The sequence below is a fragment of the Aquiluna sp. genome (genome assembly GCF_965064355.1).
On record NZ_CBCHRQ010000041.1, the window covers coordinates 1 to 11,214 of the forward strand.

8 protein-coding genes and 1 tRNA gene are annotated in these 11,214 nt (G+C 53.0%); 6 read left to right on the forward strand and 3 right to left on the reverse strand.

Annotation, left to right across the window (positions count from 1 at the left end):
• The first annotated feature begins 23 nt into the window (after window positions 1–23).
• Genes AC128V_RS04690 through gatB form a run of 6 tightly spaced genes read left to right on the forward strand, consistent with a single transcriptional unit; the run spans window position 24 to window position 7,759 of the window.
• Window positions 24–1,187 (forward strand): cysteine desulfurase family protein, encoded by a 1,164-nt coding sequence (locus AC128V_RS04690; RefSeq protein ID WP_482763527.1) that lies wholly within the window; start codon window positions 24–26, stop codon window positions 1,185–1,187.
• Window positions 1,188–1,213: 26 nt separating this feature from the next.
• Window positions 1,214–2,320, forward strand: coding sequence for a tRNA 2-thiouridine(34) synthase MnmA (gene mnmA, locus AC128V_RS04695; RefSeq protein ID WP_482763528.1), 1,107 nt, complete (start codon window positions 1,214–1,216; stop codon window positions 2,318–2,320).
• Window positions 2,313–4,418 carry an NAD-dependent DNA ligase LigA gene (ligA, locus tag AC128V_RS04700; protein WP_482763529.1) on the forward strand — a complete coding sequence of 702 codons (2,106 nt, stop codon included), beginning with the start codon at window positions 2,313–2,315 and terminating at the stop codon, window positions 4,416–4,418. Before mnmA ends, ligA begins: the two co-directional genes overlap by 8 nt.
• 39 nt (window positions 4,419–4,457) lie before the next feature.
• Window positions 4,458–4,754, forward strand: a complete 297-nt coding sequence (gatC, locus tag AC128V_RS04705) for an Asp-tRNA(Asn)/Glu-tRNA(Gln) amidotransferase subunit GatC (RefSeq protein WP_482763530.1) — start codon at window positions 4,458–4,460, stop codon at window positions 4,752–4,754.
• Window positions 4,755–4,757: 3 nt separating this feature from the next.
• A complete protein-coding gene (gene gatA, locus AC128V_RS04710; RefSeq protein ID WP_482763531.1) occupies window positions 4,758–6,260 on the forward strand; it encodes an Asp-tRNA(Asn)/Glu-tRNA(Gln) amidotransferase subunit GatA in 1,503 nt (500 codons plus the stop codon).
• The gene (gatB, locus tag AC128V_RS04715) at window positions 6,260–7,759 is read left to right on the forward strand and encodes an Asp-tRNA(Asn)/Glu-tRNA(Gln) amidotransferase subunit GatB (protein WP_482763532.1); all 1,500 of its coding nucleotides are present in this window, start codon (window positions 6,260–6,262) and stop codon (window positions 7,757–7,759) included. The genes gatA and gatB overlap by 1 nt, the downstream gene beginning before the upstream one ends.
• Before the next feature lie 46 nt (window positions 7,760–7,805).
• Here gatB and AC128V_RS04720 read toward each other — a convergent pair.
• The 3 genes from AC128V_RS04720 to AC128V_RS04730 form a co-directional block, all read right to left on the reverse strand.
• Window positions 7,806–7,881: transfer RNA gene (locus tag AC128V_RS04720), tRNA-His, on the reverse strand.
• 23 nt (window positions 7,882–7,904) lie between these two features.
• Window positions 7,905–8,507 (reverse strand): oligoribonuclease, encoded by a 603-nt coding sequence (gene orn / locus AC128V_RS04725; RefSeq protein WP_482763533.1) that lies wholly within the window; start codon window positions 8,505–8,507, stop codon window positions 7,905–7,907.
• Window positions 8,508–8,517: 10 nt separating this feature from the next.
• Window positions 8,518–11,214: efflux RND transporter permease subunit (locus AC128V_RS04730; RefSeq protein ID WP_482763534.1), on the reverse strand; the 2,697-nt coding region annotated here is incomplete at its 5' end.

Genomic DNA, 11,214 nt, shown 5'->3' on the forward strand with positions numbered 1-11,214 from the left:
CCTTGGGCAATTAGGCTTGAGTCATGTCGGTCTTTCTCGACCACGCCTCCACCACACCGGTGCGGCCCAAGGCGCTGGAAGCTTATCTTGAGGCTTTAGCGCACCTAGGAAACCCCTCTTCGGTTCATGCCCACGGGCGGGAAACCAGAGAGCTTTTGGAGCAGGCCCGAGAGAAGTTAGCAAAGGCTGCCCACTGCGATAAGTCTGAGGTGATTTTCACCTCCGGTGGAAGCGAATCAAATAACCACGCGATCAAGGGCATTTACTGGCAACGCCAGTTGGATCGCCCTCGCAAATACATAATTTCAGCCCTCACCGAGCACCATGCCGTGATTGATCCGATCGAATGGCTTCAGAGGCATGAGGGTGCAGTTCCGCTCTGGCTGCCAGTTTCCAAGGATGGTCAACCGGATCTTGAGGTCTATAAAGATTGGCTAGCAAAATACGGCGACGAGATCGCACTTGTTTCTCTGATGTGGGTGAATAACGAAACTGGAGCAATCTGGGACATCCCAGGTATAGCGGGACTTGCAAAGCAATACGGCATTCCGGTTCATTCGGATGCGGTTGCTGCCTTTGGGCACATGGAGATTTCATTTCAGGATTCTGGCCTTGCTGCCATGTCTATCTCAGGTCACAAACTTGGCGCACCAATCGGAGCTGGAGCTTTGTTGGTTGCAAGAAACCAGAAGCCGATCTCCATCATTCACGGTGGTGGTCAGGAGCGCGGGCTTCGCTCTGGAACCATGAACTATCCGCATGCGCTGAGTCTGGCGATAGCCGCCGAACTTGCCGTTGGAGACATGGCTGAGCGCGAAGCCCGACTAGAAGGGCTCCGAGATTCTCTCGAGGCAAGCCTGCTTGCCGCCATTCCAAAGGCGCAAAAGACAATCTCTGGTCCTCGAATTGGTCACACCTCAAGTTTTGTTTTGCCAGGAGTGCAAAGCGATTCAGTTTTGTTTCTCTTTGATCAACACGGCATCAGCGTTTCCGCCGGTAGTGCTTGTCAGGCTGGTGTCCTAGGGGCATCGCATGTGCTGTTAGCCATGGGGTATTCGGAGGCAGAGTCCTCCGCGGTGATTCGAGTAACCCTCGGTCACAGCACAACGCAGCAAGATATCGACCTATTCACATCCTCAATTGCCGAGGTTTATGCCACAGCACTTAGGGCCGGACTCAACCACTAGCGGCTTTGACAATTTAGACTTGTCTAATGCGAGTTTTAGCGGCAATGAGTGGCGGAGTTGACTCCGCCGTTGCCGCTGCGCGCGCGGTCGAGTTAGGGCACGAAGTAGTTGGTGTCCACCTAGCACTCTCGCGAATGCCAGGGACACTTCGAACCGGCTCAAGAGGCTGCTGCACCATTGAAGACTCGATGGATGCTCAGCGCGCCGCAACAAAGCTCGGCATCGACTTTTACGTTTGGGATTTCTCGGAGCGATTTAAGCTTGATGTGGTGGACGATTTTGTTGCCGAGTATCAAGCCGGCAGAACTCCAAATCCCTGCATGCGCTGCAATGAGCGCATCAAATTCGCGGCTCTTTTAGAAAAAGGTTTAGCACTTGGTTTTGATGCGGTCTGCACCGGACACTACGCATCTATTTTTGAAGACGAATTGGGAAACTTAGAACTACACCGCTCTTTGGAAATGGCAAAAGACCAGTCATATGTTTTGGGAGTTCTGACATCCGAGCAGCTAAAGCACTCGCTTTTCCCACTCGGTGCAACTGCATCCAAAGACTTGGTGCGCAAAGAAGCTCAGGAGCGTGGCCTAAGTGTTGCGAATAAGCCTGACTCTTATGACATCTGCTTTATCCCAGAGGGCGATACCCGAGACTGGCTGAAGGATTTCACCTCCGCAGAACCTGGAGTAATCATCGATGAGGACGGCAACCAGGTCGGCACTCACGACGGGCACGTTGGTTTCACAATTGGTCAGCGCAAGGGCTTGAACCTCGGACGTCCTGCCAAGGATGGCAAGCCAAGGTATGTGCTCGAGATTCGACCAAAGACCAAAGAGGTTGTGGTTGGTCCCGAGGCAGCACTACAGATTGCACAGCTTGCCGGAACGAGATTCTCCTGGTGTGGAAAAGCTCCTGAGCACCCAGAGGTCGAGTTTGACTGCCAGGTGCAGGTTCGCGCTCACGGTGATGCAATGGAAGCCTCTGCAGTTTTGGAAAATGGCGAGCTGGTAATCAACCTCAAGGAAAAGCTCATCGGAGTAGCTCCAGGTCAGACCGCAGTTCTCTATCTTGGAACCCGAGTCTTAGGTCAAACCACGATTGATCGAACCGTTAGCGCTGCGGTGCTAAATGTCTAATATCGCTGAGCGCATCGAGGAGCTTAGAACCCAAATCGAGCGCTTTCGAAATGCTTACTACCTGGAAAACGAAACTCTGATTTCAGATGCCGAGTATGACGCTCTGGAAATTGAACTTCGCCAGCTAGAGGCAGAGCACCCAGAATTTGCGCAAGAAAGCCCAACTCAAAAAGTGGGAGGCGCTGCGTCAGAGGTTTTTTCTCCAGTGCGTCACCTTGAGCAGATGCTGAGCCTGGATAACGCCTTCAGCGAGGAAGAGTTTTTGGCATGGGCTCAGAGAGTCGAAGGTGGACCGTTTCTGTGCGAGCCAAAGATTGATGGCCTTGCGGTATCGCTCACTTACGAAAACGGAGTTCTCACCAAGGCTGCCACTCGAGGGGACGGGGAAGTCGGCGAGGATGTCACCGCAAATGTGCTGACAATCAAGACCATCCCGCATCGGCTTTCTGGAACGAATCACCCTGAGGTAATTGAGATTCGCGGCGAGGTCTTTTACGGGATTGATGATTTCGCAGAGCTGAACGCTTCGATTGTCGCCTCTGGCGGCAAGCCATTTGCCAACCCTAGAAACAGTGCCTCCGGGTCACTGAGACAAAAAGACCCGAGCGTCACCGCATCAAGACCTTTGCGGATGCTGGTGCACGGATTTGCCCTTTGGCAAGGAAAAATTTCATCTCAGAGCGAGGTCTATCGCCAACTCAAAGCCTGGGGATTGCCAACCACCGAACGCTTCGAGGTTGTTGAGTCTGAAGCTCAAGCTTTCGAATACATCAAGAACCTGAATCACACCCGAACCCTGATTGAACATGAGATCGACGGCGTGGTTATTAAGGTCGACAGCCTTTCTCGCCAGTCAGAACTTGGGAAAACATCCAGGGCACCAAGGTGGGCGATCGCCTATAAGTTTCCACCGGAGCAGGTGAACACCAAGCTTTTGGATATTCGGGTGTCGATTGGTCGAACCGGTCGTGCAACTCCATTCGCGGTGCTAGCTCCGGTTGTAGTTGCCGGCAGCGAAGTGGAATTTGCCACCCTGCACAATCAAGACCAGGTTAGATCCAAGGGTGTGCTTATCGGTGACACCATCGTGCTGAGAAAAGCCGGTGACGTAATTCCAGAAATACTCGGTCCGGTTATCTCTCTAAGAGATGGATCCGAACGCGAATTTGAAATGCCATCGCAGTGTCCAGAGTGCGGCACGGTTCTAGCCCCGACTGCCGAAGGCGATGTGGACCTGCGCTGTTCCAATTCGCGCAGTTGCCCAGCTCAACTTCGAGAGCGCATTGCTTACATTGGTTCGAGATCTGCGTTGGATATTGAGGCCCTAGGTTACGTCAGCGCAACCGCTCTAACTCAGCCTCTACCGCCGCTAGAAGCAGCGCTTAGATCAGAAGCCGACCTGTTTGATCTCACGTTGGAGAAATTGCTTCCCATCAAATCTTTGGTTTTGGACGCCGACACCGGTTTGCCAAAGCACGATGCCAATGGGGACCCAAAGGTCGTGGACTTCTTTGCGAAAAAGGACGGTTCAGCTGCAGAGGTCGCTCACAAGCTCTTAGCCAACCTCGAGGAAGCTAAGCGCAAGCCGCTTTGGCGAATTTTGGTTTCGCTATCGATCCGCCACGTCGGTCCAGTTGCTGCGAGAGCACTCTGTGATCACTTTGGTTCTCTTAGTGCAATCTTTGCCGCGAGCTTAGAAGAGCTCTCCGCCGTCGAAGGTGTCGGCCAGACCTTGGCGCAGTCGATTCAGGATTGGCACGCTGAGTCTTGGCACCAGGAGATTCTCGCTAAGTGGGCAGCAGCAGGCGTGCAGCTTGAAACCCCAGGTCACGCCGGTCCTGGATCAGTTCTAAAAACAGGCATCTTTGCCGGCTTCTCAATAGTGATCACCGGCACGATGACCAGCATGACTCGCGAAGATGCTGAGGCGAAAGTTATTGAACAGGGCGGAAAAGCCGCTTCTTCGGTTTCCAAGAAGACCAACTTTGTGGTCGCAGGTCCAGGGGCAGGCTCAAAGCTTGCCAAGGCCGAAGAGCTTGGGGTTGAGGTTATCGATGAAGCGACATTCCTGGTGAGATTGACCCAATCCACAAAGTAAACTTGTGTCATTCGCTTTCGATACGAATTGAGCAAGTAAATGTCTGAAATTACTCCCGACCTGGTGCGCCACTTGGCGTCACTGTCGAGAATCTTGGTCACCGATGAAGAGGTCGAAACCCTCGCTGGTGAACTTTCTGTGATCGTTGATTCAATCGCTATCGTCACCCAAGCGGTAAAGGGCGATGTTTTGGCCACCAGCCACCCGATCCCAATGGCGAACGTCTTCCGCGAGGATGTTGTGGAGCCTTCACTTACTCAGCAGTCTGCACTCTCTGCTGCTCCAGATAGCGCAGAGGGTCGATTCCGAGTCGCAGCTATCTTGGACGAGGAGTAAAACGTGTCAGACCTAATTCACAAATCAGCCAGCGAGCTTGCCGATCTAATTTCCAGCAAGTCGGTCTCCTCTCAGGAAGTTACCGCCGCATTCTTTGACCGCTCGGTTGAACTAAACCCAAAGACCAACTCTTACCTTTACCTCAATCGCGAGAACGCACTTAGTGCAGCCAAGGCTGCCGATGCTGCTTTGGCAAATGGTGAGAGGCTGTCTCCACTGCACGGTGTCCCAATTGCCGTGAAGGACAACCTGACCACAACCGATGCTCCAACCACCTCGGGCTCAAAGATTCTTGAGGGTTGGGTGCCGCAGTATGACGCAACCGTAGTTGCAAAACTTCGCAAGGCGGGATTACCAATTCTGGGCAAGACCAACATGGATGAGTTCGCAATGGGTTCTTCTACCGAGTACTCGGCCTTTGGCCCATCGAAGAATCCTTGGGACCTAAGCCGAATCCCTGGTGGTTCTGGCGGTGGCTCAAGCTCAGCGGTTGCAGGACACCTCGCCCCGATTGCAATCGGTTCTGACACCGGTGGCTCGATTCGTTTCCCAGCGGCTGTAACCGGTTCGGTTGGTGCAAAGCCAACCTACGGTGCAGTCTCACGCTACGGACTGATCGCTCTTGCAAGCTCCTTGGATCAAATTGGTCCGGTTTCCAACACGGTCCTAGATAGTGCGCTGCTGCAAGACGTGATTTCTGGTCACGATAAGCACGACTCAACTTCGTTGCCTCAATCCCTTGGTTCGATGGCCGAGGCTGTTCGCAATGCCGATATCAAAGGTCTTCGAGTTGGCGTTGTGAAGCAGTTGGACTCTGATGCTTTCCAGCCAGGAGTAAAGGCTTGCTTCGATGACACCATCGCCAAGTTGGTTGCAGCGGGGGCTGAAGTTGTCACGGTTGACTGCCCAAGCTTCGAGTATGCAATTGCTGCCTACTACCTAATTCTTCCTGCTGAGGCATCCTCGAACCTTGCAAAGTTTGACTCGGTTCGCTTTGGTCTTCGAGTGACTCCAGATGGAAACCCAACTATCGAGCGCGTTATGGCTGCCACCCGTGAGGCAGGCTTTGGTCCTGAGGTAAAGCGCAGAATCATTTTGGGCACCTACGCGCTCTCCTCTGGCTACTACGACGCTTACTATGGCTCGGCTCAGAAGGTAAGAACTCTGATTCAGCAGGATCTGGCGAAAGCATTTAGTCAGGTTGATGTGCTGCTTACCCCAACCGCTCCAACCACTGCCTTCAAGATTGGCGAAAAGGTTAATAACCCGTTAGCGATGTATCTAAACGACATCGCAACCATTCCGGCAAACCTTGCAGGTATTCCTGGCATGAGCGTTCCAAATGGTTTGGCTATTGAAGACGGACTACCTTCTGGTGTTCAGATTCTGGCTCCTGCGATGCAGGATGCCCAGATGTACCGCGTTGGATCGATTATTGAACAGATGTATCTGGCTGAGTGGGGAGCCCCACTTATTGCAAAGGCCCCGAAGTTGGAGGTGCTCTAATGGCTAAAGAAGCGCTTATGCCCTACGAGCAGGCAATCGAGCAGTTTGAAGTTGTGATTGGTCTTGAGGTTCACGTTGAACTGAACACCAAGTCCAAGATGTTCTGCGGTTGCGCAAACATTTTTGGCAACGAACCAAACACCAATGTTTGCCCAATCTGTATTGGACTTCCTGGATCGCTGCCTGCTGTGAACAAGAAGGCGGTTGAGTCATCCATCGCCATCGGTTTGGCTCTTGGCTGCCAGATTGCCCCGACTGGGCGATTCTCTAGAAAGAACTACTTCTACCCTGACCTTGCCAAGAACTTCCAAACATCTCAGTACGACGAACCAATTGCCTTTGAGGGCAAGATCAACATCGAACTTGAGGATGGCGTTGTTTTTGAGGTTCTAATCGAGCGTGCTCACATGGAGGAGGATGCTGGAAAGCTAACTCACATCGGTAGCGCAACCGGTCGTATTCAGGGAGCGGAATACTCGCTAGTTGACTACAACCGTGCCGGTGTTCCACTGGTTGAAATTGTGACCAAGCCGGTTTATGGCTCAGCCGCAAGAGCTCCTGAGCTAGCGGCAGCTTACGTTCACGCAATTCGCGAGATCGTAAAGAGCATGAATGTTTCAGATGCTCGCATGGAGCGTGGAAACGTTCGCTGTGATGCAAACGTTTCACTGAGGCCTTATGGCCAGGCAAAGCTTGGCACTCGAACCGAGACCAAGAACGTGAACTCCCTTCGATCGGTTGAGAACGCGGTTCGCTATGAGATTCAGCGCCAAGCTCACATCTTGGCCAATGGCGGCACCATTACCCAGGAGACCAGACACTGGCACGAAGACCGCGGTTACACCTCGGCAGGTCGACCAAAGTCCGATGCTGACGACTACCGCTACTTCCCAGAGCCAGACCTGGTTCCTGTTCAGCCATCTTTGGCCTGGATCGAAGAGATTCGCGCTACTTTACCTGAGAATCCAGCAATTCGTCGCAAGCGTTTGATGGAAGCCTGGGGCTTTGCTGACCTTGAGTTCCGCGATGTTGTGAACTCAGATCTTTTGGACCAGGTTGAGGCCACGGTTGCTGCCGGCGCTGCTCCGCAGGCTGCCAGAAAGTGGTGGACCGGTGAGCTTGCTCGTCTTGCTAACTCGCAGGAGGTTGCAGTACAGGACCTAAGTATCACCCCAGCCCAGGTTGCCAAGATTCAGCAGTTGATCGATTCTGGTGAGCTAACCGACCGCATGGCAAGAGACGTTGTTGCCGGTGTGCTAGCTGGCGAAGGTGAGCCTGAGGCAGTTATCGAAAAGCGTGGTCTGAAGGTAGTTTCTGACGACGGTGCCTTGATTGCAGCTATCGATGAGGCACTTGCCAAGCAGCCTGATGTTCTAGAAAAGATCCGCGAGGGCAAGGTTCAAGCAGCTGGTGCGGTAATCGGCGCAGTTATGCAGGCCATGCGTGGTCAGGTTGATGCAGCAAGGGTTCGCGAGCTGATTCTCGAACGCGCTAAGTAATTTGAAAAAGAAAAAGACCGAGGAGAAATCCTCGGTCTTTTTTCATTGGGGTGAGTAACGGGACTTGAACCCGCGGCCCCCTGGACCACAACCAGGTGCTCTACCAGCTGAGCTATACCCACCATGTCTGGCAAGCCAGAACGGGTTAGATTCTATCAGCGCTTAGCGAATTAGCCATAGCCTTTGCAGTTTCTGAATCTGGACCCGGAGCTTTAACCAAGATCGCCTTGCGGTAATAGCGAAGTTCTTGGATTGATTCCAGGATGTCTGCCAGCGCTCTGTGATTGCCGGTCTTTTTTGGAAGTTGGAAGTAAACCCTTGGGAACCAACGCCTTGAAAGCTCTTTCAGCGAGCTGACGTCAATGTTTCGATAATGCAGGAACTTATCCAAGTTTGGCATTTGACGGTTTAGAAACATGCGATCGGTGCCAATGGAATTACCGGCTAGGGGAGCGGTGCGCTCCTCTGGAACCCACTGCTTGATGTATTCCAGAACCTGCTTCTCGGCCTTGGCCATAGAGATTCCCTTCGGAATCTCTTGAATAAGACCCGAGTCGGTGTGCATTTGTCGAACAAAGTCACCCATGTTTCTGAGCGCTTTAGCACTTGGCTTGATGACAAGCTGCAGTCCCGGGTCTAGGACATTTAGCTCGCCATCGGTAACCACGACACCGATTTCGCAGATCTCGTCAACCGTGACCTCGAGACCGGTCATCTCGCAGTCAACCCAAACTATGAAGTCAGACAAGCCGTATCCCTTAGTCCCCAGAGTGGCGGGAGTTCTTAGCGGCCTTCTTCTGAGCCTTTTGATCGGTCTTCTCGGCCCTTCGCTGGGCCTTTAGGTCCTGCTTCGAAGGTTCGCTAACAATTGGGTTCTCGCTGGTCAAAAAGTCAAGCGACTCATCGGTGTTCTGGATTGCCGCGATAGGTGCTGTTTCGGTCTTCGCTTCATTCCACTGCATGGTTGCTTCACTGTCGAGCTCAACCTCATCCTGAGTAATTGACCAGGAAAGGTTTGGAGTTTCGGCAGGCTGGGCAGGTGCGAAAGTCTCAGCAATAGCGTCAGCCAGCGCATCTTCGGTAATAGCCGATGGCTGCTGTTTTGGAGTCTCGACGGCTACCGGTGCTGGGGTAAGAGTCTTTACTGACGCCTTAGCCTGCTTCTTCTCGGCCTTCTTGGCGGCCCTGGCTGCACGGCGCTTTACGCGAAGTGCCTTGCGCTCCTTGCGGCCCTCAACCAACCAGTAGAGGGTTGGCACCAAAAGCAGGGTCAAAAGGGTCGATGAGAACAGACCACCAATAACCACGATCGCTAGTGGTTGGGAAATGAAGCCCGAGTCACCGGTTAGACCAATCGCCATTGGGGTTAGCGCGAAGATGGTAGCGAGTGCGGTCATCAAGATTGGACGCAAACGCTGACGCGCTCCAGAAACTAGCGAGTCTTCAACCGAGCGACCTTGCTTACGATACTGATTCACAAGGTCAATCAGCACGATCGCGTTGGTTACCACGATTCCAATCAGCATCAACATACCGATTAGGGCTGGCACTCCAAGTGGAGTGTCGGTTAGTAGCAGTAGTCCCAGCGCACCGGTTGCGGCAAATGGGATCGATACCAAAAGTAGTAGCGGCTGGATTAGCGAACCAAAGGTTGCAACCATAACCACGTAAACGATTGCGATGGCTGCAAGTAGTGCCAGACCAAGCTGCTCAAAACTCTCTGCCTGGTCGGCAGCTGCTCCACCAATGGTCGCAGTCACACCGGCTGGAAGCTCAATTGAATCAAGCTTTGCGGTGATATCCACGGTGATTGCACCTAGGTCATCGCCCTCCGGAGCAACCGACACCTTTGCAGTGCGGTTACCTTCCTTTGAGGTGATCGAGGTTGGCTTTAGAACTTCTTCAACCGATGCAATCGAATCAAGGCGAACCAGTCCGGTAAAGGATGGGATTACCAAAGCCTTGATCTCGCTGATGCTCTCAGGTAGGTCAGTTCCGGCTACGTAAACCGAAACATCCTCACCCTCGATGCTGACGCGACCAAGTGGGCTTGGGCGAAGCTGTGCAGCAACAATGCCGGTTACCTGGGTCTCGGAAAAGCCGAGCTTGGCTGCCTTCTCGCGGTCAACCACGATCTCAAGTACACGCTCATCGGCATCTAAGGTGCTGGTCACACCGGAGGTGTTTGCGACGCCCTCCATCTCGGCGGAGATGAGGTCTACGGCTTCCTGCAGAAGCTCGTTATCGCTCGATGCAACTTCGATGTCGATGGTCTCGGATGAACCGAAACCTGCGCCCGAGGAGATTGATAGGTCAGCGTCCTTTGGAACCTCAAGCTTGAGAATCTCAGACTTGATGGCCTCAACTTCGAACCCTTCTTCAACCTGGACGGTAATAGAAATACCAGAAGCTGCAGAACCAAATGCCACGCGGCCATCGGCGGCCGAACCAACCGTTGACTGCACAACACTGACGCCTTCGACGCCGAGAATCTTCTGCTCTAGCTCATCTGACGCTTTGTCCTGATCCTCAAAGGTGGTGGACGCTGGCATCGATAGTCGAGCGATGAATTGGCTAGAACCTGCTCCGTCGATGAAGTTGGTCTTTAGCTGTGGCACCAAGGAGAAGGTGAAGCCAAGAATCAGCACCGATGCAAACAAAGTCAACCAAGGGTGACGACGGGTGCCGTTTAGAAGCGGTAGGTAACCGCGCTGCAACAGCGCTTTCTTCTCGCGCTCTTCTTCAGCGTGACGCTGCTTCTTCTCAAACTTGTTTGGATCTGCCTCTTTGATGGCAACCAAGCGCTTAGGCATTCTTAGGAACCAGTAGGCAAGCACCGGAACGATGGTTAGCGACACCAATAGCGATGCAAGAAGTGAGATCGCAACCGTGAAGGCGAATGGTCTGAACAGCTCACCGATTAGGCCGCCAACCAAAGCGATTGGCAGGAACACCGCAACGGTGGTGATGGTGGAGGCGGTAATGGCGCTCGATACTTCGCGAACCGCAGTTAGCACAGCCTTCTTACGTGGCTCGCCATAGCTGAGGTGACGGTTGATGTTTTCAATAACAACAATCGAGTCATCAACCACGCGACCAATAGCGATGGTTAGCGCACCAAGCGTCAAAATGTTTAGCGAGTAATCCGCAGTCTGCAGACCGATAAAGGTAATTAGCACCGAGGTCGGGATCGAAATCGCTGTGATCAAAGTGGACTTCACCGAGAACAAGAAAATCAAAATGATGATTACCGCAAAGGTAAGACCCAAAAGGCCCTCGGTGGTTAGATCCTTGATCGATTTCTCGATAAAAGGAGCCTGGTCCAAAGTGGTAACGATGGTCACGTCTCCACCCAGAGCAACCTCGAGCTCGGACACGAGATCCTGAACACCGTTAGACACTGCAACTGTGTTGGCATCTGGAGTCTTGGTGATGGAAACAGCAAGTGATGGCTT

Coding starts and splice junctions, on each gene's coding strand:
- gatC (WP_482763530.1), top strand. CDS start 4,458: ATGTCTGAAATTACTCCCGACCTGGTGCGCCACTTGGCGTCACTGTCG.
- AC128V_RS04690 (WP_482763527.1), top strand. CDS start 24: ATGTCGGTCTTTCTCGACCACGCCTCCACCACACCGGTGCGGCCCAAG.
- gatB (WP_482763532.1), top strand. CDS start 6,260: ATGGCTAAAGAAGCGCTTATGCCCTACGAGCAGGCAATCGAGCAGTTT.
- ligA (WP_482763529.1), top strand. CDS start 2,313: ATGTCTAATATCGCTGAGCGCATCGAGGAGCTTAGAACCCAAATCGAG.
- mnmA (WP_482763528.1), top strand. CDS start 1,214: ATGCGAGTTTTAGCGGCAATGAGTGGCGGAGTTGACTCCGCCGTTGCC.